The sequence below is a fragment of the Kosakonia sp. S42 genome, from assembly GCF_016624785.1.
In the GTDB taxonomy this organism is placed as follows: domain Bacteria; phylum Pseudomonadota; class Gammaproteobacteria; order Enterobacterales; family Enterobacteriaceae; genus Kosakonia; species Kosakonia cowanii.
Map to the genome: position 1 here is coordinate 85033 of NZ_JACVTW010000003.1, position 19878 is coordinate 104910.

At 56.5% G+C, this 19878-nt stretch carries 22 protein-coding genes and 2 pseudogenes; 13 read left to right on the forward strand and 11 right to left on the reverse strand.

Going from position 1 to position 19878, the window contains the following annotated elements:
• Positions 1 to 138 precede the first annotated feature (138 nt).
• The 3 genes from IAE50_RS06015 to IAE50_RS06025 all read right to left on the reverse strand — a co-directional run bounded on the left by IAE50_RS06015 (position 139) and on the right by IAE50_RS06025 (position 1754).
• Positions 139 to 324, reverse strand: a complete 186-nt coding sequence (locus IAE50_RS06015) for a flagellar biosynthesis anti-sigma factor FlgM (RefSeq protein ID WP_200579829.1) — start codon at positions 322 to 324, stop codon at positions 139 to 141.
• A gap of 94 nt (positions 325 to 418) precedes the next feature.
• The gene (locus tag IAE50_RS06020; protein ID WP_200579830.1) at positions 419 to 889 is read right to left on the reverse strand and encodes a hypothetical protein; all 471 of its coding nucleotides are present in this window, start codon (positions 887 to 889) and stop codon (positions 419 to 421) included.
• Positions 861 to 1754: a winged helix-turn-helix domain-containing protein gene (locus IAE50_RS06025; RefSeq protein WP_200579831.1), complete on the reverse strand. Its 894-nt coding sequence runs from the start codon at positions 1752 to 1754 to the stop codon at positions 861 to 863. The genes IAE50_RS06020 and IAE50_RS06025 overlap by 29 nt, the downstream gene beginning before the upstream one ends.
• A gap of 324 nt (positions 1755 to 2078) precedes the next feature.
• Here IAE50_RS06025 and IAE50_RS06030 point away from each other — a divergent pair, with 324 nt between their 5' ends.
• Positions 2079 to 2774, forward strand: a complete 696-nt coding sequence (locus IAE50_RS06030) for a FliA/WhiG family RNA polymerase sigma factor (protein ID WP_094419286.1) — start codon at positions 2079 to 2081, stop codon at positions 2772 to 2774.
• A 301-nt stretch (positions 2775 to 3075) separates the two neighbouring features.
• Positions 3076 to 3459: pseudogene (locus IAE50_RS06035) on the forward strand (C40 family peptidase); the annotation flags it as partial.
• A 2-nt stretch (positions 3460 to 3461) separates the two neighbouring features.
• On the opposite strand, the gene IAE50_RS06040 reads toward IAE50_RS06035, so the two are convergent.
• Entirely contained in the window at positions 3462 to 4877 is a 1416-nt protein-coding gene (locus tag IAE50_RS06040; RefSeq protein WP_200579832.1) for a PLP-dependent aminotransferase family protein, read from the reverse strand.
• A gap of 175 nt (positions 4878 to 5052) precedes the next feature.
• On the opposite strand from IAE50_RS06040, the gene IAE50_RS06045 reads away from it, so the two are divergent.
• The 8 genes and pseudogenes from IAE50_RS06045 (at position 5053) to IAE50_RS06080 (ending at position 10504) form a co-directional block, all read left to right on the forward strand.
• The gene (locus IAE50_RS06045; protein WP_076768952.1) at positions 5053 to 5217 is read left to right on the forward strand and encodes a DUF1127 domain-containing protein; all 165 of its coding nucleotides are present in this window, start codon (positions 5053 to 5055) and stop codon (positions 5215 to 5217) included.
• 88 nt (positions 5218 to 5305) lie between these two features.
• Positions 5306 to 5914, forward strand: a complete 609-nt coding sequence (locus IAE50_RS06050) for an ATP-dependent Clp protease proteolytic subunit (RefSeq protein WP_200579833.1) — start codon at positions 5306 to 5308, stop codon at positions 5912 to 5914.
• A 95-nt stretch (positions 5915 to 6009) separates the two neighbouring features.
• Positions 6010 to 7062 (forward strand): DUF1176 domain-containing protein, encoded by a 1053-nt coding sequence (locus tag IAE50_RS06055; RefSeq protein ID WP_200579834.1) that lies wholly within the window; start codon positions 6010 to 6012, stop codon positions 7060 to 7062.
• Positions 7063 to 7234: 172 nt separating this feature from the next.
• Positions 7235 to 7501, forward strand: a complete 267-nt coding sequence (locus IAE50_RS25945; protein WP_309228085.1) for a helix-turn-helix transcriptional regulator — start codon at positions 7235 to 7237, stop codon at positions 7499 to 7501.
• Between the two features lie 130 nt (positions 7502 to 7631).
• Positions 7632 to 7811, forward strand: a pseudogene (locus IAE50_RS06065) (glutathione transferase); the annotation flags it as partial.
• 99 nt (positions 7812 to 7910) lie between these two features.
• Positions 7911 to 8378 carry a MarR family transcriptional regulator gene (locus IAE50_RS06070; protein WP_042714558.1) on the forward strand — a complete coding sequence of 156 codons (468 nt, stop codon included), beginning with the start codon at positions 7911 to 7913 and terminating at the stop codon, positions 8376 to 8378.
• Positions 8379 to 8382: 4 nt separating this feature from the next.
• Positions 8383 to 9450, forward strand: coding sequence for an HlyD family secretion protein (locus IAE50_RS06075; protein WP_042714559.1), 1068 nt, complete (start codon positions 8383 to 8385; stop codon positions 9448 to 9450).
• Positions 9440 to 10504, forward strand: coding sequence for a DUF2955 domain-containing protein (locus IAE50_RS06080; protein WP_042714560.1), 1065 nt, complete (start codon positions 9440 to 9442; stop codon positions 10502 to 10504). The genes IAE50_RS06075 and IAE50_RS06080 overlap by 11 nt, the downstream gene beginning before the upstream one ends.
• 95 nt (positions 10505 to 10599) lie before the next feature.
• Here IAE50_RS06080 and IAE50_RS06085 read toward each other — a convergent pair whose 3' ends face one another.
• A complete protein-coding gene (locus IAE50_RS06085) occupies positions 10600 to 11880 on the reverse strand; it encodes a DUF445 domain-containing protein (protein ID WP_200579835.1) in 1281 nt (426 codons plus the stop codon).
• An 85-nt stretch (positions 11881 to 11965) separates the two neighbouring features.
• On the opposite strand from IAE50_RS06085, the gene IAE50_RS06090 reads away from it, so the two are divergent.
• Together IAE50_RS06090 and IAE50_RS06095 are read left to right on the forward strand one after the other, a co-directional pair.
• A complete protein-coding gene (locus tag IAE50_RS06090) occupies positions 11966 to 12238 on the forward strand; it encodes a type II toxin-antitoxin system RelB/DinJ family antitoxin (protein ID WP_042714565.1) in 273 nt (90 codons plus the stop codon).
• A complete protein-coding gene (locus IAE50_RS06095) occupies positions 12225 to 12530 on the forward strand; it encodes a type II toxin-antitoxin system YafQ family toxin (protein ID WP_200579836.1) in 306 nt (101 codons plus the stop codon). The genes IAE50_RS06090 and IAE50_RS06095 overlap by 14 nt, the downstream gene beginning before the upstream one ends.
• 4 nt (positions 12531 to 12534) lie before the next feature.
• On the opposite strand, the gene IAE50_RS06100 is transcribed toward IAE50_RS06095, so the two are convergent.
• The 3 genes from IAE50_RS06100 to IAE50_RS06110 all read right to left on the reverse strand — a co-directional run bounded on the left by IAE50_RS06100 (position 12535) and on the right by IAE50_RS06110 (position 14597).
• The gene (locus tag IAE50_RS06100; protein ID WP_200579837.1) at positions 12535 to 13158 is read right to left on the reverse strand and encodes a LysE family translocator; all 624 of its coding nucleotides are present in this window, start codon (positions 13156 to 13158) and stop codon (positions 12535 to 12537) included.
• Positions 13159 to 13204: 46 nt separating this feature from the next.
• Complete coding sequence (locus IAE50_RS06105; protein WP_200579919.1) at positions 13205 to 13969, reverse strand: AraC family transcriptional regulator; 765 nt, start codon at positions 13967 to 13969, stop codon at positions 13205 to 13207.
• Positions 13970 to 14075: 106 nt separating this feature from the next.
• Complete coding sequence (locus IAE50_RS06110; RefSeq protein ID WP_200579838.1) at positions 14076 to 14597, reverse strand: VOC family protein; 522 nt, start codon at positions 14595 to 14597, stop codon at positions 14076 to 14078.
• A 335-nt stretch (positions 14598 to 14932) separates the two neighbouring features.
• Here IAE50_RS06110 and IAE50_RS06115 point away from each other — a divergent pair, with 335 nt between their 5' ends.
• A complete protein-coding gene (locus IAE50_RS06115; RefSeq protein WP_200579839.1) occupies positions 14933 to 16303 on the forward strand; it encodes an NAD-dependent succinate-semialdehyde dehydrogenase in 1371 nt (456 codons plus the stop codon).
• A 172-nt stretch (positions 16304 to 16475) separates the two neighbouring features.
• Here the strand turns inward: IAE50_RS06115 and yjiA are convergent, their stop codons facing one another.
• The 3 genes from yjiA to IAE50_RS06130 all read right to left on the reverse strand — a co-directional run bounded on the left by yjiA (position 16476) and on the right by IAE50_RS06130 (position 19862).
• Positions 16476 to 17432, reverse strand: a complete 957-nt coding sequence (gene yjiA / locus IAE50_RS06120) for a GTPase (protein ID WP_200579840.1) — start codon at positions 17430 to 17432, stop codon at positions 16476 to 16478.
• 10 nt (positions 17433 to 17442) lie between these two features.
• Positions 17443 to 17646 carry a YbdD/YjiX family protein gene (locus IAE50_RS06125; RefSeq protein WP_042714577.1) on the reverse strand — a complete coding sequence of 68 codons (204 nt, stop codon included), beginning with the start codon at positions 17644 to 17646 and terminating at the stop codon, positions 17443 to 17445.
• Between the two features lie 62 nt (positions 17647 to 17708).
• Positions 17709 to 19862 carry a carbon starvation CstA family protein gene (locus tag IAE50_RS06130; protein ID WP_200579841.1) on the reverse strand — a complete coding sequence of 718 codons (2154 nt, stop codon included), beginning with the start codon at positions 19860 to 19862 and terminating at the stop codon, positions 17709 to 17711.
• Positions 19863 to 19878 lie beyond the last annotated feature (16 nt).

A 19878-nucleotide genomic window follows, 5' to 3' on the forward strand; every position in this document is an offset into this window, starting at 1 on the left:
TGCGCGGCCCCGGCAACCGAAAAAGGAATAATATATTATTCATAACTATCAATTTAAGAATAATTTATTCTTACACGGGGCGCGAAACGAGAGTGTGACGCTGCTCATGCTGCGCATAAGTGATCATTAAGCGGCGCGTCAGCGCTGGTGAAAAGTGAAAATGGCCTGCACCAGCGCATCGGGATCGAGCTTAAGTTCGCCAGCGTTAAGCGCTGCGCGAAGGCGTTCAATCTTAGGCTGGTCAATCTCCGGCAATTGATCAAGGTCGGCCTGCGCCTGGTTAAGCAAAAAGAGGGTCGCGTCAGAAAAGGGGGGCGCTGTCATGATGTGCGTCTCACAGAGGGCGGTTAACGTTTGGCGGCTATCTGGCTACCTAAAACGACCACCGACGTTGCAAACTTAATCCCCGCGTTTTAGCTTAATCCGGCTCCAGCTGATAGCGAAAAATCATGCCATTTTGCTGACAAACCAGCGGCACGCCGTCGGGCGCAATCTGCTGCATGGCATTCTCCGAGTAGGTGAGGAGATCAACATTGTTTGTCACCATACGGTTATCTTTTGCCGGGTTGAACAGCACCGGTGCGTAGGCAAAATAGTGTTTACCATACCGCTGGCGCGTGTGGACAAAGTTACTTTTGAGGATAAAGGCCGCATCCTGCGGGCTGCTGAGCGTGCTGATAATAATATTGCCCGCCGTGCTCATGCGCGAATCGTAGATCTCCTGTTGATGCAGCATCAAATCGTAAAACCCCACCTGCTGTACGATCTCCTCCGTCTGGTTAAGGACGCGCTGCCCGCGCTGGAAAACGATGCCGCAGGCCAGCGCCGCCAGGGTGATAGCAAGCAGAAATAGTGTCCGTTTATTGTCTGTTACAGCGTACCATCTCATCCATTTTTCTCCGTGTCTCACTGACAATCAGCTTATTTAATAACGCCGTATCGGAACGCCAGTGGTCAATTTGCATCACCAGTACCCGCTGCTCGCAGCCATTATGTATGCGGAAGGTATAATTCAAGGTTTGATTTTCACTGCGATAGTAAATAGCAATACGCAGCGCCTTCTGCTTGGCCTGCCGATTAAGCCGGGTATAGCTCTCTTTTAAGCGATCATAAATAGCCGTCGGCTCTTTCATTCTCTCGCCCGGTGCCAGCAGGGCAAATATACGCAGATGGCTGTAGATATTTTTCGCCACCTCTTTTGCCACTATCTTGTTGTTATAGGTGAGCGCCAGGTAACCGCTACAGAGAACGGTGAATATAAAGAGCAGCATAATAAGCAGAACGTTAATGCAGGAGAAAGGCCGCACAGCAACGGGCGTCGGTTGCCGGGTTGGCGCGGGTAACTCAGGCGCGGAAGGTGGCGTCTCCTGTACCGGGATATCGATTTCAGTTGCGACAGGGCGCGGGTCTGGCGGCGGCCCGCTGACCAGAGGGCGGCAATATTTTGCCTCCAGCACGTATCCCTTTTTGGGGATGGTGCGAATAATTCGCTGCTGCTTACCGTTATCCGCCAGGGCGGTGCGCAGTGCGTGAATGGCACTGGCGAGGCTATTGCTGCTGACCGCGCGATCTTCCCACACCTGCGCCGCCAACGCCTCATGGGAGAGGATCTCGCCGGGGTGTTGCTGCAAAACAGCCAGTAATCTGAGCGGGTGCGTTCCCAGCCGTTTCTCCTCGCCGGTCACCACATGGTGGATCGCGCCTGACGCAGGATCGATGACCCAGTTATTTACGGTGCAATTGTGTTTATTCATAAAAGGTTAACGAGTGATACCAATCCGTCAGAGACTTATTACAAGAAATAATGCCGTTGGCTGAATCGGATAAATAACAGAATAAATATTCGTAGTTCACCGGTTTGTGGCGTTAATAATACGGAAGGCGCGGCGTAAATTACATGTGATTTCATTAGTTGGCGCTTTTCAAAGGATTAAAAAACGCCTTTGTGGTGTATTGTTTGACGCCGTTGAGGAGCGCTTTTGTACGTTATTAGCTACTTCTCTTCTCATTTTGTTAATTAGGTGTTGCCGAAACTTTTTATTAATTGTTTTATCCGCTGTTCCTCATACGTAATGTAAATGATGAATTTAACTGCCGCAAAAACCTTAAATCCCGCTGATGAAGCGCGTTATATCAGTGATTATTTGCCGCTGGTACATAAAGTCGTCAAACAGTTCAGCTGGCAGACCAGCAGCGTAATGAGCAAAGAGGATATGCGCCAAATTGCCCTGATGGGGCTGCTGGCTTCCTTGCGCCGCTATGGCCCGCCGGACGCGCAGTTTGCCGGTTACGCCATTCAGCGCATTCGCGGCGCGGTGCTGGACGAGTTACGCCAGCAGGACTGGCGACCGCGCAGGCTGCGTCAACAGACGCATAAGCTTACGGATGCGATCCGCGAAATCACCCGTGAGCTGGGGTATGAACCGCGCTTTGAGGAGCTGAGTGAACGGCTGTCAGTGACGCCGGAAGCCTGGCAGCAATATCTGCTGCTGCACTCGGCCAGTGCCCTGGAGAGCCTGGATACCCTGCTGGAGAGTGATTTGCACGCCAGCACGCTCTATAGCCGCCAGCTCGAGGATGAACTGCTGCCCGCCTACACGTTACGCAGCGCGGTAGCCACCCTCGACAAGCGTGAGCAGCTGATCCTCGCGCTCTATTACCAGCATGAGCTGAGCCTGAAAGAGATCGCGCAGGTGATTGGCGTATCGGAAGCGCGCGTCTGCCAGCTCAATAAAGGGATTGCCCAGAAGGTTCAGGCGTTTACGCGTCAATAAACGCACTATTTATGGTGCTGGCTGTAGCCGGTGCTCCCGTTTAACTCATTGGTTTAAATGTGTTGTTCTCGTGAAAGCTGTGATTTTGTCATCCATCGTCGCCCCCAGTCGGAGCCTGCTCCGAGGGTTTTTGGGGCTTTTTTTTACGCTTCTTGTGCTGTCGCTTGCAACCGGGTGTGTGCAAACCCCCGCGCGCAGAGCGGCGCCTCTGTTAACCACGTCTGAGACAAACGCCCAGACAGCTGCCGCGCATCATCAGGCGAGGCGAAAAGCGCGCGTTCGCGCATCGTTGCTGACGGTAATGAACCGTCTGGAGAAGCAGCTCGGTAAACCTTACGTGCGTGGCGGCGTCTCACCGCAGCGGGGGTTCGACTGTAGCGGGCTGGTGGTCTACGCCTATAACAAGGTGCTGGCGCGAAAACTGCCGCGCACCACCCGGGCGATGTTTCGGGATAGGGGGCTGAAAAAAGTGGCCCGCCATAAGCTGCGCCGCGGCGATCTGATCTTCTTTCACAGTAAAAGGCGCGGCCCGGCAGACCACGTTGGCGTCTACCTTGGCAACAATAGCTTTATCGAAGCACCGCGCAGCGGGCTGAAGATCCGTATCAGTAACCTGACCAATGACTACTGGCAGGATCACTACCTCGGCGCGCGGCGTATTCTGACCAACGAGGCGATTCTCTGAGGCTACTCCTCCAGCGCGTTGTGGATAGTCGCACCCAGCTGTTTGATCGCTTCCCGTCTCTCTTCATCCGGCAGCAGGGCGCAGTTGAGGCGCAGGCAGTTACGATACTTGCCGGAGGCCGAAAAGAGTGAACCGGGCGCGATCTGGATCTTTAACCGGCAGAGCGCGCGGGAAACGCAGACCATATCGACGCTTTCCGGCAGTTCGACCCACAGCAGAAAGCCGCCCTGCGGGCGCGTCACGCAGATATTGCATGGAAAATATTGCCGTACCCAACAGGTATAGACCGCCAGCCGCTGCTGGTAGACCTGGCGCATCCGGCGTACGTGGCGGTGATAGTGTCCGTCGCGGATAAACGCCGCCACCGCCAGTTGGGTGGAAGGGACATTAGTGCCGATGGCGGCATATTTTTTATGGATCACCCGATCCAGATAGCGCCCAGGCGCGATCCAGCCAATGCGCAGTCCCGGCGCCACGGTTTTGGTCAGTGAACTACAGAGCAGCACGCGGCCATCAATATCGTAGGATTTGATGGTGCTCGGCCGCGGATAGTCGGTGGCCAGCTCGCCATAAATATCATCTTCGAAAATGACAATATCGTGGCGCTGTGCCAGCGACAGCGCCGCCTTTTTGCGCGCTTCCGGCATGATAAACCCGAGCGGATTCTGGCAGTTGGGCACCAGGATCACCCCTTTAATTGGCCACTGCTCCAGCGCCAGCTCCAGCGCTTCAATGCTGATCCCCGTTTCCGGATCGGTCGGGATTTCGATCGCTTTGATATCCAGCCCGCGCAGCAGCTGCATGGTGCCGTAGAAGCAGGGGGATTCGACGGCGACAATATCGCCCGGATCGCAGACCGCCATCAGCGCCAGCGCCAGCGCCGGGTGGCAGCCAGCGGTGATAACAATCTCTTCGGCGTTTAACGAGGTACCGCCATCAAGCATCAGGCGGGCGACCTGCTCGCGCAGTTCGTGCTGGCCGGGCAGGGGATCATAACTAAGCGCATCCATCACCTGGTGCTGCGCGATGCGGCTCATCTCTTTCCACAGCGGTTTGAGGGTCGGCTGGTTGAGGTCCGGTGCGCCGCCGCCGAAGGCGATAATCTCTTTATCCGTGCGCGCATCAAGCAGGGTTAACACTTCATCCCACTGCGTGACATCAACCGGGCGCTGCACCGGGCGCGACATCGCCGGCACCGGCGGTTTGGCTTTGCGCGGCGCGACAAAGTAACCGGAGCGCGGCTGCGGGGTGATTAACTGCAACGTTTCCAGTACCTGATAGGCCTGCTGTACGGTGCTGATACTGACGCCATGCTCCTGGCTCAGGCTGCGCACCGAAGGCAATTTTTCACCGTGGCGATATAAGCCGTGTTCAATGCGCTCTGCCAGCAAAGTGGCCAGATGTTGGTAGCGGGTCATGCTGTATCCTAAAAAGTCACCATACAGTTGCAAAAAACAGTACAGATCGGGCGGGAAAGTGGCGTTCAGATCCTCTTTTACGGCATCTGTATGTTAAAGAAAAGTATTTTCTGAGTCTGTATTGTGCAGGGCGATCGCAGCGAAGATAGAGCTCTTTTCAGGCGAGGAGAGCAACATGGAATTTTTCGAAAATCGACCACGGCGCCCGTTTTCCGGCTTTGTTTTACTCTGGCGCCAGCTGCGGCGCTGGCACCTGCTGGCGAAAACCCGACGCGAACTGCGCAGGCTGAGTGACGAGCAGTTAAGGGATATGGGACTACGACGCAGCGATATAAGCTGAAGGCGAAAGGGCGGAGGAAATATCTGGTGGTTCCCGCCCACCCTGCGTTGGGCTATGCTTAGCTGCATAACCTGAAGGGAGAGAGCACATGCATTTTATTACTAACCACGATGATGACGACAAAAAAGAGAAAGAAGCGAGCAATGCCAGCCAGCTGATGCAGCAGAAACTGCTGGATGCGCGTTCGATCATCATTTCCGGTGAGATCAACCAGGCGCTGACTGAGAAAGTGGTGACCCAGCTTCTGCTGTTACAAGGCATCAGCGATGCGCCGATCAAAATCTATCTCAACAGCCAGGGTGGCCATGTCGAAGCGGCGGATACCATCCACGACATGATCAAATTTATCACCCCGGAAGTGCACATCATCGGCACCGGCTGGGTCGCCAGCGCTGGGATCACTATCTTCCTCGCGGCGAAAAAAGAGCACCGCTACTCGCTGCCGAACACCCGCTTTATGATCCACCAGCCGCTGGGCGGCGTGCGTGGTCAGGCGAGCGATATTGAAATCGAAGCCAAAGAGATTATCCGTACCCTTGAGCGTGTGAACCGCATGATTGCTGACGCAACCGGCCAGCCGGTGGAGAAGGTGAAGCAGGATACCGATCGCAACTTCTGGATGAACACCAAAGAGGCGATGGATTACGGCATTGTCTCCCGCGTGGTCAACTCCTACGCCGATCTCAACCTCGATTAATTCCTGTGCTTTTCTGAGGCGAGAACTCTCTCGCCTCATCATTTTCCTGATTCTGTTTCGCACCCCTGACGCCTTTCTCATTATGGAGTGATGGCATGAAAAGCAGTATCACCGCAGCGCTGATAACCGCAGCGACCCTGAGCTTTCCTGCGCTGGCAGCATCTGCCAGCGTCTCGTTCGAACATAAAGACTGGCAAGTGGTGTGCGATAACACTCTGACCTGCCGCGCAGCGGGCTACAGTGTGGAAGACGACCCAACCGGCTCTGTGCTGATCACCCGTAAAGCGGGGCCGCAAACCCCGGTCACCGTGCAGGTGGTGCTGGCAGATATGGACGAGAGTGAACCGCCGTCGTCGCCGACGAAACTGGCGCTGTGGATCAACGGCAAATCGCTCGGCGCGTTAACCCCTGGCGATAACGACACCTGGCGTCTGACGGACGAGCAGGCAACGCAGATGATTGCTGCGGTGAAGGGCAGTGGCAAAGTTGAGTTCAGAGGCGGCGCGAAACCGTTTGTGCTCTCTGGCGACGGCGCTTCCGCCGCACTGCTAAAGGTTGACGATGTGCAGGGGCGCATCGGCACGCCGGGCGCACTGAGTAAAAAAGGCAATAAGCCTGAAACCTCGGTTACCGCCGCGATTAGCGCCCCGGTGATCCAGGCCGCAACCGTAAGCAAAGGCGAGGCGCGTACCCTTAGCGCAGCCGAAGCAAAAAAACTGACGCCACAGTTGCTCGCGACACTCGGTAAAGATGATGACTGCGACCGGCTCGCCAACCCGGAAGAGGAGACGGTTAAGGGCGATAATGACCTCACCCTGACGCCGCTGGACGCAAAACATGGCCTGGTTTCCGCACTCTGCTGGCGTGCCGCCTATAACGAAGGTTATGGCTACTGGGTGGTTGATAACGCCCTGAAAGAGAAACCGCAGTTCATCACCAGCTCGGGAACGGATTACAGCGACGGTGCCATCACGCTTGCTCAGCGCGGGCGCGGGATTGGCGACTGCTGGGCATCAACCGAGTGGGTGTGGGACGGCGAAGCGTTTCGTCGAAGTAGCGAAGGCACCACCGGCCTTTGCCGTGGAATTCGCGCGGGCGGTGCCTGGGAGCTTCCCGAGTTTGTCGCCGAGGTCAAAGCCGCGAAATAACCCTCTGAGCACCCCCGCGACCGGATAAGAGAATGCGGTGGTGTTCATTTTATATACTTTACCTTCGATTTTATGGTCACTATACTTACCAAATTCAATATTAATGGTAAGTATAGTGACCATGACAGCAAGAGATAAACGCAGCGCGGTTATCTTCCCCCGCCATCAATAAGTGCTTACGCAGTTTGGTGAGAACATCAAACTCGCCCGCAAACGCCGAAAACTCACTCAGACTATGCTCTCGGAACGAACGGGGTTAAGCCGTCTCACCTTGCGAAAAATCGAGCAGGGCGACCCGGGGGTTTCGCTTGGGCACTATGTGGCTGTGCTCGGCGTACTCGGGCTGGTCGATGATTTTCTTCTGCTTGCCAGGGATGATGAGCTGGGGCGCAAGTTGCAGGATATTGAGCTTTTAAGGAAGAGAGGAGAGCCGCGTTAATGACCACGGATGTTTGGGTGTATGCCGACTGGCAAGATTTTGCCGAGCCTGCGCGGGTTGGCCTGCTGCGCGCAGCCATGCTGAAACGCTGGGCATCGCGCGCAGCGAGCAGGAAAGAATGGCTTCGGCGTTTATCACACGGCTGGAACAAGCGGGCGTGGTGAGCTGGAAGGTGAACAAAAGCGAAGGGGCATCGTACTACGTCCTTGACCCGGACGGTCATAAGCTGGAAGCACATGTCGGCGATCTGGCGCAGCGCCTGGCGGCTTGTCGCGCGAAGCCCTATAAGGGAATGGTGTTTTTTGATTGACCTCCTCGCCTTTCACAATCCATGCTCTTTGCCCCACCGTTTCTTGATAGTTACCCTGATAACCTTTATCGTGCCCCTCCGCTAATGTGAGGGGACGTAATGACCGAAGATGAACTGTTTGCCCGCCGACCGCTGGGAATGCGCATGGCAATGGTAGTGCGCCAGTGGCGAGCGACCATTGATCATGCCCTGCGCGACACCGGCATCACCCAGTCGAGCTGGACGGTGCTGATGCAGTTGCAGCAACTGGGGGACAATGTTTCGGTCAGTGAGCTGGCGGAAGTGCAGGGCATTGAACTACCGCCACTGATGCGCACGCTCGCCCAACTGGAGACGCAGGGGCTGATTGCGCGTACGACATCGCCGTACGACAAGCGCATCCGCCTGCTGAAATTGACCGCCAAAGGGTGCGCGCTGCTGGAGAAAATCACACAAGTGATTGAAGCCTGTCAGCTGCGGGCAACGGAGAGTATCCCGGCGGAAGATCTGCAAAAGTTCAGCGCCACGCTGAGCCAACTCGCCTGTAATCTGCGCGTGATGCGCGAAGAAGATAATAAAACCGAATAAGAAAATGATGACGCCTGAACAAAAATTTGCCCGCTGGGTAAGGGTCAGTATTGCCTCTTTCCTGCTGATGTTTGTCTATTTTATTGTCGCCGATATCTGGATCCCGCTGACGCCGGACTCCACCGTGATGCGCGTGGTGACGCCGGTTTCTGCCCGCGTCTCTGGCTATGTTTCTGAGGTCTATGTGCAGAACAACAGCCGGGTTAAGCGCGGCGATCTGCTCTACCGACTCGACGCTACTCCCTTTGAAAACCAGGTTGAAGCCGCGGAGATTGCGCTGGCGCAGGCGCGTCTGACCAATCAACAGCTCGACGCGCAGATCGCTGCCGCGCAGGCGAGCCTGAAAACGGCGCAGCTGACGGCGCAGAATAATCGCGTCACTTTTGAGCGTTACCAGCGACTCGGCAAAATGCAGAGTGTCTCGCAGTCCGATCTCGATAACGTGCGCACCACCTGGCAGGGGAGCGAGCAGTCGGTGACGAATCTCAATGCCAGCATTGAAGCGCTGCGTATTCAGCGCGGTGAACGTGATGAGGCGCATAACGTCACGCTGCAAAAATATCGCAACGCCCTGCAACAGGCGCAGCTGAACCTTGGCTGGACGCAGGTGCGCGCCGAAGCTGATGGCACGGTCAGCAACCTGCAACTCAGCCCCGGTTTTTATGCCCAGGCGGGTGGCGCGTCGCTGGCACTGGTGCATGAAAAGAGCGATATCGTCGCCGATTTTCGTGAAAAGAGCCTGCGTCATACCCATGTTGGCACCGATGCGGCGGTAGTGTTTGATGCGCTGCCGGGCCAGGTGTTTCACGCGCATGTCACCAGCAGCGATGCGGGCACCCTCGCCGGGCAGGAAGCGGTAAACGGTCAGCTTTCGGAGCCGGAAACTTCCAACCGCTGGGTGCGCGATGCGCAGCGTATGCGTATTCATGTGGCGCTGGATGAGCCACTGCCCAAAGAACTGCCGACCGGCGCGCGCGCTACGGTGCAGCTCTATAACAGCGAAGGGATCTTCGCCCGATTCTTCTCCGGGCTGCAAATCCGCCTGGTAAGCCTGCTGCACTATGTCTATTAACACGCTGGCCCGCGTCTTTACGCCGCACGGCAACATCGTCTACACGGCGAACGATTTTCGCCAGACGCTGCGCATTGTTTTCTCCGGGATGATCGCCCTGAGCGTGTCGAGCTTTTACAACACGCAGTATGGCGTCTTTTATGTTATCTACCCGGTGATGCTGCTGTCGCTGGTGCCGGTGTTTAACCGCCACGTCGCCAAACAGTTTGTGTTCAGCGCGGTGATTAACTGTGTCGAAATGGTGTTCATCATCGGCTATCTGATGCAGTGGCCGGTGATCATGACGCTGGTGGTGTTTGGGCTCTATGTGATGCGTTTTCGCTTTATGAGCAAAGGCCCGCTGTTTCTCTTTGGTTCAACCGGCGTGGTGTGCCAGAGCACGATGCTCAACTTTATGAGCTACCCGTCGAGCGACTGGCATACGCTGCTCTTTTCCAATATTGAGGCCAGTATTATGGCCGTCGCCCTTAGCGCGCTAATGCACTTTCTGCTGCCGGACGTCGAGCCGCGCACCCGTCCGCCGCTGATTGAGAAAAATGCTGCCCGGGTGCGCCATGAATCGCTGCTCTCCGGCACGGTGGCGACGATGATTTTTGTTGTCTTCCAGATGAGCGACCTGAGCGATTCGCTTTCGGCATTGATGGCGGGCATTTTGATCCTCTTTCCGATGCACTATCGCGGGTCGGTGCTGAGTTCGTTATGGCGCGTAGTCGGCGTGGTGCTGGCGTGTCTTTATATTCTGCTGGTGCAGTTGATTCTCTATAACCACAGTAGCCATATGCTGCTGATGATGCCGCTTATCGGCCTTGGGCTGGCGTTTAGCGCGCGGCTGCATGTGATGGAGAAGGTGGGCGCAGGCGTCGGTTTCGCCAGCGTCACCACCATCGGCATTATGTTTGGCCAGAACCTGCACCCGGACACCGACCTGGTGTTCAGCGACCTGTACCGCATTGTCTCCGTCACCGTTTCGCTGGTGGCGACGCTGACGATGGTTTATCTGGTGCACCTGATTTTGAACCGCTTTGAAGCGACGCGGTTTGTGATTGAGGAGTGAGTTCACTGCCGGATGGCGCTGCGCTTATCCGGCCTACTATTCTCGTGGAGGGCGCTTTTGTAGGCCGGATAAGGCGTAAGCCGCCATCCGGCGACTCACAGGGCGGAGAGGTTTAAGAGCGCCGGGATCTGCGACAAGAGGTACAAAATCAGGCCGATACAGCCGCCGACCAGCGTGCCGTTAATGCGGATAAATTGCAGATCCTTGCCGATATTCAGCTCCACCTGGTAAGACATATCCCGCGCATCCCAGCTCTTCACCGTGTCGCTAATATGACGCGTCAGGAAAGCCGAAAACTCCGGTGCTACACGATGGGCCGCCTGCTCGAGGTGCTCGTTAAGCGAGGCGCGCAGCGCGCCGTCCGCCAGCAGCGTTTCGCCAAACCACAACCCGGCTTCGCTGATGCGCTTTTGCATCTTTGAATCTTCAGACTGCATATCCGCTTTCATCCAGTTGCGCAGATCGCCCCACATCTCACCCACGTAGCGGTTAAACGCCTCATCGTTCTTCAGGTACTCTTTGATGTTTTCCGCCCGCTCTGCCATCTCCGGATCGCTTTTCAGGTTAGCGATCAGTTTCATCGTCGCGCGATCGAAGGCCTGGCGGATCTGGTGCGTGCGATCGGCATTGATATCATCCAGTAGGGAGTTAACGGCATCGGAGACCAGCGCCGCGCTCTGCTCCCCCAGCCACTCTTTCGGCAGCACTTTCGCCTTCACCGGATGGTCGGTCTCCAGCCAGTGCACCACCTGGCGGGCAATAAAGGTGCGCGTACTCTCCCGCTGTAACAGAGCAATCAGTTGAGTAATTAACGTGTCCAGCAGCTTCTGATGGCGATTATTACGCGTCAGGCTCTCCAGCATCAGGGCGCTGGTCTGCGTTAAGTCGACTTTATCGATCGCTTTATGCACTGCCCGGCGGATCAGCCGCTGAATACGGCTGTCATCGGTCATCTCAAGAAAACCGCTCATCACTTGCAAAAGGTGCGTGCCAACGCGCTGCGCGTTCTCCGGCTGGCTAAACCAGACGCCGATCATCTGCGCAGGCTGATGACGCTGGATCAGCGCCACCAGCGATTGGGTATCAAGAAACTTCTCCTGCACGAACTGACCAAGATTGTCGCCAATCCGGTCTTTATTGCGCGGAATAATCGCCGTATGGCGGGAAATAAACGGCAGCGGCACGCGGCGAAACAGCGCCACCACCGCAAACCAGTCGGCCAGCGCGCCGACCATCGCCGCCTCGGCAATGGCTTTGACCCCGCTCACCCAGAAGTTTGGCGGCAGAAAGAGAGTGGTAACAAACACCGCGGCAGCGATCAGCAGCAGCGACAGCGCCAGTCGTTTGGCGCGCTTCAGTTCAGCTAATTTTTCCATCTGATAAGCATAGAGCGAGACGAGGCGAAGGTGCAAAGAATCAATTTTGTAGCTACACTGTGCCCACAAACGCACAGGAGGTTATATGGATTCTGTTATCCGATCGCGTATCGACAGCGAACTCAAGGCACGCGCCGGGCTGGTGCTTGAAAATTGCGGCCTCAACTGGAGCACGGCGATACGCCTGTTTGCTGAGCAAATTGTTAAAAACGAAGGGATACCTTTTGAAATCACCGCGAAACCAACCGCCCGGTTACGTAACGCAATGGTTGAGGCCGAAGAGATCGCCGCGCAAAAGCAGGGACGCTTTGAGAGTGTTGAACAGCTAATGGACAGCTTAAACGATGGGAAAGAGTAAACGCGCGCGCCTGCCATTCCGCTCCGATTACACCAAAACCTTTGTGAAGGCCTGGGAGCGATATAACAAAGCGGGACGCCGGGACATGCATGAGACGGCTGCTATCATGTCGATGGTGCTCTCCGGCAACCCGCTTCCCGCTCAATATAACGATCATGCTTTAACCGGAAATATGCAGGGGTTTCGCGAGCTGCATATTGGCGGTGACTATCTGCTGGTATATCGCCTTGATGGCGAAAAGCATCTGGTGGTATTCACCGATTTGGGCACCCATGCCGAGCTATTCGAATAACGACCTACAGGGTTTTCCATAAGATCCACCCGCCAAACACCATCAGCACTACGCCCGCGATGCGCTCTATCCAGCAGATGCTGCGGCTCAGACGCCGTTGCAGGGCAGGCAGGCCAATCAGGCTGACCAGCGCTATATCCCACAGCAGTACCACCATCACCATCCAGATCCCGCTGACCGATTGTTGCAGTAGCGTCACATCGGGGCCGAGCAGGGCGGTCATCAGCGCCAGGTAGAAGAGGGCGTTTTTCGGGTTGAGCAGCGCCGAGCCGAGGCCAAGTAAAAACTGTTTACCGATGCCAGGGCAGCGCTGACGCGTCTCATCCAGTGCCAGCGTTTGCGGGCGGCTGCGCACCAGCTGTGAACCAATCCACAACAGATAAAGCGCGCCGAGCAGTTCGATGGCGGTAAACAGACCGCTGAAGTGGCGCAGCGCGCTGGCCCCGATAATCACCAGCAGAATATAGAGCGCGTTACCCAAAGCGATGCCGATGCAGAGCCCGACGCTGCCGCGCAGGCGGTAGCGAATGGCGTAACCTATCAGCAGGAAAAAGTCCGGGCCGGGGCTGAGCAGCGCGACAAAATGCGCCAGCGCCAGGGCGGGAAAAGCGGCGGGAAAGATATCCATAGTGACCTCGCATAAACATTGCGGTCACCATAGCCGCTGCGCGGCGCTATTTATTGTCTGATATTGATCCGCGCGCGTACTGGCGCGGCGTGGCGGCGGTGTAGCTGACAAAGGTTTTATGAAAGTGGCTCTGGTCGGCAAAACCGCTCTGGTAGCCGACATCTGCCAGTTTATCCCCGGCGCGCAGCCGGCTTTTGGCAAACTCGACGCGGGCAAGGTTGAGAAAGCTGCCGGGCGTTAAACCGGTGTCCCGCTTGAAGGTGCGGATCAGCGTCTCTTTGCGCAGTGAAAAGGCGTGCGCCAGCGCATCCAGCGTCGGTGGCTGCTGCAAATTCTCCTGCAACGCCATCTGCACCTGCTCACTGACTGCGTGGAGCGGTTTATCATCAGGCACATTCGGTAAGGCGGCGAGCAGAGTCTGGATGGCTCCTGGCAATGCCAGCGTCTGGTTATGCTCCATCAGCGCGACAATATGCAGGAAGTGTTCGAACAACTGCGGGTCGCGAATCACCTGCCGGGCGCGATTTTCATCAGCCAGGTAGAGCATATGGTAGCTGCGCGGCTGCCCGGCGAGCGGGTTGCAGCTGTGCGGCGTCAGGGCCGGAATCACAATCAGATCGCCTGGCCGCAGCAGGTACTCCTGCTGGTGGCAGACGCAGCGGGTCTGGCCGTCGATAATCGCACCGATGGAGAGCTCCGCGTGGCGGTGGCGCTTATACGCCTGCGTGCTGTTGCGGGTGCTGCGCAGCTCGACACCGGGCAGCGCAGCTGAGCGGAAAAAGGTTTGTGCGATATCGCGAGTCACGGCTATTCATCATCTCGATCTGGAGCGGTTTTCCGGTATAGCACAGCGCGCCTGGGATCGCGAAGCGCGTTGTGCAGAAGCCGCTACATTGGGTGGGGCTTCGGACTAATGGTCACGGTTTCCAGCGGCGCAGCGGTGTGTCGCGCTCGTAGGGCATCGGCGTTGGGTAAGCGATAAATTCGACGATGCTGCCCCACGGCGTGCGGCCATAGCAAAAGCAGTTGCCGTCGCCCTTCTCGGTCGGGAAACCGAGCGGCTGCGGCGCGGTAAACACTTCGCCACCCGCATCGGCAAACTGTTTCAGCGCGGCGTCGATATCGTCGACATAGACCGCAAAGTGTTGCAGGCCAAAGTCGTTCGCCCGCAGCGGTTCACGTTGCGAAGGCCCCTGCATTTCAAACAGCTCAATGCCCGGCCCGTGTTGCAGCTTAAGCATGTTCACCGCTTTGATCACCGTGCCCGGCACCAGCCGCAGCGTCTTTTGCTGCGCTTCGCTATCAATATCCTCATCTTCCGGTGCCACGGACTGGTAAATCAGCTCCGCACCTAATGCCTCGGTAAGAAAACGGGTAGCGGCTTTTATATCCGGCACGGTAATACCAATATGATCAATTCCGCGGACGCTCTGCTGCATATTTCCTCCTGTTATTTGTGTGGTATTAAGCATAGCGGATGCAGACGGGGTGGAAATAAAGCGGCGTTAATTAAGCTTTAATTGCACAAAAAGTGACAGGCAGGAGCGCTTATTTACTTATCCAGAGATAGTTCAGGGTTAAATAAGGTTTTATTACTTGATAAATAAAGTAAGTGATTGATTTTTAATTTCTTATGTAGGTTTTATATTTCCTGGTGGCAAGAATATCACGCTAAATGAAACATAAGAACACTCCGGATATACTCAACTTTACTTCACGCCTCCTGACGCTTTACTACCCTTATTATCCTAAGTGGTAAATTAAGGAGACCCATATGGCTTACCAGACAGTGAATCCTTTCAACAATCAGCTGATTAAAGCGTATCCGAATCACAGCGATGCCGATATTGAGGCGACGCTGCGCCAGGCTGACGCCCTTTACCACTCAGAGTGGGCAAAAGGGAGCATCGACCAGCGGCTGCCGGTACTGCATAAACTGGCTGACCTGCTGGAGAGCCATCAGGAGGAGCTGGCGAAAATCGCTACCCAGGAGATGGGGAAACTGATTGCCCAGAGCCGCAGCGAGGTGCAGATCTGCGCGCAGATCGCCCGTTACTATGCGGACAACGCGAAAAAATTCCTCGCCCCGGTGAAATATGACACCGAGCTGGGCGATGCCTGGGTTGAACACCATCCGATCGGTATCATCATGGCGGTCGAGCCGTGGAATTTCCCTTACTATCAGCTCATTCGTGTGCTGGCACCGAACCTGGCCGCCGGTAACCCGGTGATCTGTAAGCACGCCAGCATCGTGCCGCACTGCGCCGAAGCCTTCGCCCATCTGGTGCGTGAAGCGGGTGCGCCGGAAGGGGCATGGACCAACCTGTTTATCTCTTCCGATCAGGTTTCGGCGATTATCGCTGACCCACGCGTGCAGGGCGCAGCCCTGACCGGTTCGGAAAAAGCGGGTAGCGCAGTGGCGTCGCAGGCGGCGAAGCACATCAAAAAATCGACCCTCGAACTGGGCGGTAACGATGTCTTTATCGTGCTCGACGATGCCGATCTGGAGAAGGCGGTGAAAACCGGCGTGCAGGCGCGTCTGGCCAATGCCGGGCAAGTCTGTACGGCGGCAAAACGCTTTATCGTGCACCAGAAAGTAGCCGATCAGTTCCTGCGCCAGTTCACCGACGCATTCCAGCAGGTGAATATGGGTGACCCGCTTGATGAGAGCACCACGCTTGGGCCGCTATCGTCTAAAGATGCGCTAGAAACCCTTAGCAAGCAGGTGAGTGAAGCGGTGCAGAAGGGGGCGAAACTCCACTTCGGCGGTAAACCGGCGAACAGCGAAGGTAACTTCTTTGAGCCGACGATCCTGACTCACATTACTCGCGACAACCCGGCGTACTTCGAAGAGTTCTTCGGCCCGGTGGCGCAGATTTATGTGGTGCAGGACGATGAAGAGGCTGTGCGCCTGGCGAACGACTCCCATTATGGCCTTGGTGGGGCGATCTTCAGCCGCGATATTGAGCGGGCGAAAGGGCTGGCCTCGCGGATTGAAACCGGGATGGTGTACATCAACTGGCTGACCGATACCGCGGCAGAACTGCCGTTTGGTGGGGTGAAACGTTCGGGCTTTGGGCGTGAGCTGTCGGATCTGGGGATCAAAGAGTTTGTGAACCAGAAGCTGGTAGTGGTGCGTCAGTAGCCTTAGCTGGCATCGTTTGCCGGATGGCGCTTGCGCTTATCCGGCCTACGGGCGACACCGTTTCCACTGTGAGCCGTCATTCGGTTTTGCCGGATGGCGGCTTTGCCTTATCCGGCCTACGTACGTGCTGCTGTGTTTTTGTAGGCCTGATAAGCGTAGCGCCATCAGGCAGTTACTTTCTCAGCCCGGCAAACGCCGCTCTGATCTCCTCCTCCGGCAGCTGCACGCCGATAAACACCAGCGTACTGTGCGGTGTTTCGTCGCCCCACGGGCGATCCCAGTCGGCGCTATAGAGGCGCTGCACGCCCTGGAACAACAGGCGGTTCGGCTCGCCGTCGATCCACAGCATCCCTTTGTAGCGCAGCAGCTTCTCCGCAAAGCTCAGCAGCAGGTTCTCCATCACCCGCGACACCTCGCTGATATCCACCGGGTAATCGAGCTCCACCACAATTGAGCTTATATCGTTCTGCTTATCGGCCATAAAGTGGAAGCGCGGTTTGGCGGTAACCACGTTCTCTTCGAGCATAAAACCGCTGGTATTAAACAGCAGCGCCAGATCGATATCGCCGTGGGTCACGGTGTAGATGGGCGCGCGGGCGTTGATGCGGGCCAGCCGTTCGCGCAGCGCCGCGTTATCCGGAGCGACATCGGTTTTAGTCAGCAGAATACGATCCGCGTAACCGACCTGCGATTGCGCCAGCGTAAACTGGTTCATCTGCTCATCGGCATGCACCGCATCGACCAGCGCAATCACGCCGTCGAGCAGATAGCGCTGGCAGAGGATCTCATGAGAGAAGAAGGTCTGAATGATCGGGCCGGGATCCGCCATGCCGGTGCACTCGATCACCAACCGATCAAAATGGAGTTCGCCGCGATCGAGCCCGTCGAGCAGATCCAACAGCGCATCTTCCAGCTCATTCGAGCGGCTACAGCAGATGCAGCCATTGGTCAGGGTTTTGATCTGCGTGGCGCGATCGCCAATCAGCTGATCGTCAACGGAGACCTCGCCGAACTCATTTTCGATAACCGCAATCTGATAGCCGTGTTGTGCATTAAGGATATGGCGCAAGAGGGTGGTTTTGCCGGCACCGAGAAAGCCGGTCAGCAGGGTAACTGCAACAGGTGTCATGGACTCTCCTTTAACAACAGCGGACGCCGCCTTTGCCATCGCCGCCGTAACGCGCCTGTTGACGCTCGCGGAAAAACGCTTCGTAGGTCATATAGGGCGTATCGGGATGGTTGGTTTTCATATGATCAACATAGTTGTCATAGTCCGGAATACCAATCAGCATTTTTGCCGCCTGCCCAAGGTACTTTTTAGCCTGGCCTAAGTTACCAAACATTCGCGCATCCAGATATTGGTAATGCCGGAGAGGGGCGAGCCCGCTCCGGCAAAGGGTTGAGATTAATGGTGTGAAGAGGTTTTAACGCCACCTTCCGGCACCGGCACATACGGCGTCTCTTTATCGGTACGCGTGGTGTTATTGCGTACCTGGAGCCACGTTTTAATGCCGTAGAAGATGATGCTGTAAACCACCACGAGGAACAGAATGCTTAACCCGGCGTTGGTGTAGTTGTTCACCACGATATGGTTCATGTTGGCAATCTGCTCTGCGCTCAGCTCGCTGCCGCCCGCGGCAATCTTCGCTTTGTACTGGTTAGCCATGTAGAGGAAGCCTTCCAGTTGCGGGTTGCTGCTAAAGAGCTTCAGGCCGAGCGCCCAGGTGGTGCAGATCAGCAACCAGGTGGCCGGAACGACCGTTACCCAGATGTATTTGGTGCGCTGCATCTTCACCAGGATCACGGTGCCGAGCAGCAGTGCTACGGCGGCCAGCATCTGGTTAGAGATACCGAACAGCGGCCACAGGCTCTTCACGCCGCCTAATGGATCGACCACGCCCTGATAGAGCAGGTAACCCCACAGGCCAACGCAACCGGCAGTACCCACTACACCGGCCACCAGCGAGTCGGTTTTCTTCAGGAACGGCACGAAGTTACCCAGCAGATCCTGCAGCATAAAGCGGCCTGCGCGGGTGCCCGCATCCAGCGCGGTCAGAATAAACAGCGCTTCAAACAGAATGCCGAAGTGATACCAGAAACCCATATCCGCCATCGGAATGATTTTGTGGAACACGTGGGCGATACCGACGGCCAGCGTCGGCGCGCCGCCCGCGCGGTTAAGCACGGAGGGTTCACCAATATCTTTCGCGGTTTGCAGGATCTGCTCTGGCGAAATCACAAAGCCCCAGGAGCTGACCGTCGCCGCGGCGTGCGCGGTGACATCCTGCAACTGCGCCATGATCATCGGTGCATGTTCAGTACCCAGCTCATGCAGATTTGGCATGGTGATGCCAAGACCCGCAGGCGGCGTGTTCATGGCGAAATAGAGACCCGGCTCGATAATGGAGGCTGCCACCAGCGCCATCACCGCCACAAAGGACTCCATCAGCATCGCGCCATAACCGATAAAGCGCGCGTCGGTCTCATTGGCCAGCAGTTTCGGCGTGGTACCAGAGGCGATCAGCGCATGGAAGCCGGAGACCGCGCCGCAGGCGATGGTAATAAACAGGAACGGGAAGAGCGCCCCTTTCCACAGCGGGCCGGTGCCGTCGATATACTGCGTCACCGCAGGCATCTTCAGTTCCGGGTTGAGGATCACAATCCCCAGCGCCAGGCCGACAATCACGCCGATCTTCAGGAAGGTTGCCAGGTAGTCGCGCGGGGCGAGGATCAGCCACACCGGCAGCAGGGCAGAGATAAAGGCATAGCCAATCAGCGCAAAGGTGATGGTGGTGTCTTTAAAGGTCAGCGCCGGGCCCCAGTAAGGGTCCTGGGAAATCACACCGCCCATCCAGATTGACGCCACCAGCAGCACAATGCCGATTACCGACACTTCGCCGACGCGGCCCGGGCGCAGGAAGCGCATATAGATGCCCATAAACAGCGCAATCGGCACCGTTGAGCAGACGGTAAAGACGCCCCACGGGCTCTCGGCCAGCGCTTTCACCACAATCAGCGCCAGCACCGCCAGGATGATAATCATGATCAGGAAGCAGCCGAAGAGGGCAATGGTACCCGGCACGCGGCCCATCTCCTCTTTCACCATCTCGCCGAGCGACGCACCGTTACGCCGTGAGGAGATAAACAGCACCATAAAGTCCTGCACCGCTCCCGCCAGCACGACGCCTGCCAGCAGCCAGAGGGTGCCGGGCAAGTAGCCCATCTGCGCGGCGAGTACCGGGCCGACCAGCGGGCCAGCGCCAGCGATAGCGGCAAAGTGGTGACCAAGCAGCACGTAGCGGTTGGTCGGCACGTAGTTAAGACCATCGTTATTGATCACCGCAGGCGTGGCGCGGGTTGGATCGAGTTTCATCACCTTCTGGGCGATGTAGAGGCTGTAGTAACGATAAGCAACAAGATAAACAGAGACGGAGGCGACCACGATCCACAGGGCGCTGACATGCTCACCCCTGCGTAACGCGACGACCGACAGACAAAAAGCACCGATTACCCCAAGGATGACCCACGGAACGTGCTTAAAGAGTTTTTTGGTATCCATAGCAGACCTGGTTTTT

Bases quoted from the DNA above. Each gene is read 5' to 3' on its own strand.
- IAE50_RS06015 (WP_200579829.1), bottom strand. From the start codon at position 324: ATGACAGCGCCCCCCTTTTCTGACGCGACCCTCTTTTTGCTTAACCAG.
- IAE50_RS06020 (WP_200579830.1), bottom strand. From the start codon at position 889: ATGAGATGGTACGCTGTAACAGACAATAAACGGACACTATTTCTGCTT.
- IAE50_RS06025 (WP_200579831.1), bottom strand. From the start codon at position 1,754: ATGAATAAACACAATTGCACCGTAAATAACTGGGTCATCGATCCTGCG.
- IAE50_RS06030 (WP_094419286.1), top strand. From the start codon at position 2,079: ATGATGAATTTAACTGCCGCAAAAACCTTAAATCCCGCTGATGAAGCG.
- IAE50_RS06040 (WP_200579832.1), bottom strand. From the start codon at position 4,877: ATGACCCGCTACCAACATCTGGCCACTTTGCTGGCAGAGCGCATTGAA.
- IAE50_RS06045 (WP_076768952.1), top strand. From the start codon at position 5,053: ATGGAATTTTTCGAAAATCGACCACGGCGCCCGTTTTCCGGCTTTGTT.
- IAE50_RS06050 (WP_200579833.1), top strand. From the start codon at position 5,306: ATGCATTTTATTACTAACCACGATGATGACGACAAAAAAGAGAAAGAA.
- IAE50_RS06055 (WP_200579834.1), top strand. From the start codon at position 6,010: ATGAAAAGCAGTATCACCGCAGCGCTGATAACCGCAGCGACCCTGAGC.
- IAE50_RS06070 (WP_042714558.1), top strand. From the start codon at position 7,911: ATGACCGAAGATGAACTGTTTGCCCGCCGACCGCTGGGAATGCGCATG.
- IAE50_RS06075 (WP_042714559.1), top strand. From the start codon at position 8,383: ATGATGACGCCTGAACAAAAATTTGCCCGCTGGGTAAGGGTCAGTATT.
- IAE50_RS06080 (WP_042714560.1), top strand. From the start codon at position 9,440: ATGTCTATTAACACGCTGGCCCGCGTCTTTACGCCGCACGGCAACATC.
- IAE50_RS06085 (WP_200579835.1), bottom strand. From the start codon at position 11,880: ATGGAAAAATTAGCTGAACTGAAGCGCGCCAAACGACTGGCGCTGTCG.
- IAE50_RS06090 (WP_042714565.1), top strand. From the start codon at position 11,966: ATGGATTCTGTTATCCGATCGCGTATCGACAGCGAACTCAAGGCACGC.
- IAE50_RS06095 (WP_200579836.1), top strand. From the start codon at position 12,225: ATGGGAAAGAGTAAACGCGCGCGCCTGCCATTCCGCTCCGATTACACC.
- IAE50_RS06100 (WP_200579837.1), bottom strand. From the start codon at position 13,158: ATGGATATCTTTCCCGCCGCTTTTCCCGCCCTGGCGCTGGCGCATTTT.
- IAE50_RS06110 (WP_200579838.1), bottom strand. From the start codon at position 14,597: ATGCAGCAGAGCGTCCGCGGAATTGATCATATTGGTATTACCGTGCCG.
- IAE50_RS06115 (WP_200579839.1), top strand. From the start codon at position 14,933: ATGGCTTACCAGACAGTGAATCCTTTCAACAATCAGCTGATTAAAGCG.
- yjiA (WP_200579840.1), bottom strand. From the start codon at position 17,432: ATGACACCTGTTGCAGTTACCCTGCTGACCGGCTTTCTCGGTGCCGGC.
- IAE50_RS06125 (WP_042714577.1), bottom strand. From the start codon at position 17,646: ATGTTTGGTAACTTAGGCCAGGCTAAAAAGTACCTTGGGCAGGCGGCA.
- IAE50_RS06130 (WP_200579841.1), bottom strand. From the start codon at position 19,862: ATGGATACCAAAAAACTCTTTAAGCACGTTCCGTGGGTCATCCTTGGG.